The following is a 1,062-nucleotide window of genomic DNA, read 5'->3' on the forward strand; positions in this document are numbered from 1 at the left end:
TAGCGGGCGGCCGGAAGGTGAATGCTAGGCATGATCTAACCCTCGGTCTCTGGCGTCGCGACTGCGAAATTTCGCGAGGGTTTCCGAGAAGGTGATTGCGCTTCGCAGATCTCCAGGCGCGTGGGTGCGGACGTAGTCAGCGCCATTGCCGATCGCGTGAAGTTCCGCCGCAAGGCTCGCTGGACCCAGATCCTTTACAGGAAGGCCAACGGTGGCGCCCAAGAAGGATTTCCGCGACACCGAGACCAATAGCGGAAGCCCCAACGCCGACTTCAGCTTTTGAAGGTTCGACAGCACGTGCAGCGATGTTTCCGGTGCGGGGCTCAAGAAAAATCCCATCCCCGGATCGAGGATGAGCCGGTCGGCAGCGACCCCGCTCCGTCGCAAGGCGGAAACCCGCGCCTCGAAGAACCGCACAATCTCGTCGAGCGCGTCTTCGGGTCGAAGGTGACCGGTGCGGGTGGCGATGCCATCCCGCTGCGCTGAGTGCATAACCACCAGCCTGCAGTCCGCCTCAGCAATATCGGGATAGAGCGCAGGGTCAGGAAATCCTTGGATATCGTTCAGGTAGCCCACGCCGCGCTTGAGCGCATAGCGCTGGGTTTCCGGTTGGAAGCTGTCGATTGAAACACGGTGCATCTGATCGGACAGGGCGTCTAAGAGCGGCGCAATACGTCTGATCTCATCGGCCGGCGATACAGGCCTCGCGTCCGGATGGCTGGCGGCCGGTCCGACATCCACGACGTCTGATCCGACTCGCAGCATTTCGATCGCCGCGGTGACAGCGCCGGCGGGGTCTAGCCGCCGGCTCTCATCGAAGAAGGAGTCCTCGGTGAGATTCAGAATGCCGAACACCGTCACCATGGCGTCGGCCTCCGCAGCGACTTCCACGATGGGGATCGGGCGAGCAAAAAGGCAGCAATTATGAGCCCCATACCTACAAAGCCCCACGCATCAAGCTTTTGCCCATGAAGCAACCAGGCAATGGCTGTAATTATGACGACGCCGAGTCCCGACCAGACTGCATAAGCAACACCGACAGGGATGGATTTCAGAACCAGA

The 1,062-nt window shown here is 60.6% G+C and carries 2 protein-coding genes; both read right to left on the minus strand.

Annotation, left to right across the window (positions count from 1 at the left end; genetic code table 11):
- Positions 1-24: 24 nt before the first annotated feature.
- Positions 25-864: a sulfonamide-resistant dihydropteroate synthase Sul1 gene (gene sul1 / locus ACNQ0W_RS25185; RefSeq protein WP_000259031.1), complete on the minus strand. Its 840-nt coding sequence runs from the start codon at positions 862-864 to the stop codon at positions 25-27.
- Positions 858-1,062, minus strand: a 205-nt coding sequence (locus tag ACNQ0W_RS25190; protein ID WP_016810057.1) for a DMT family transporter, incomplete at its 5' end; no start/stop codon positions are given. The genes sul1 and ACNQ0W_RS25190, both read right to left, overlap by 7 nt.

Origin of the sequence: Enterobacter cloacae complex sp. 6730903, assembly GCF_048283985.1 — a bacterium.
Lineage (GTDB): Bacteria > Pseudomonadota > Gammaproteobacteria > Enterobacterales > Enterobacteriaceae > Enterobacter > Enterobacter hormaechei_C.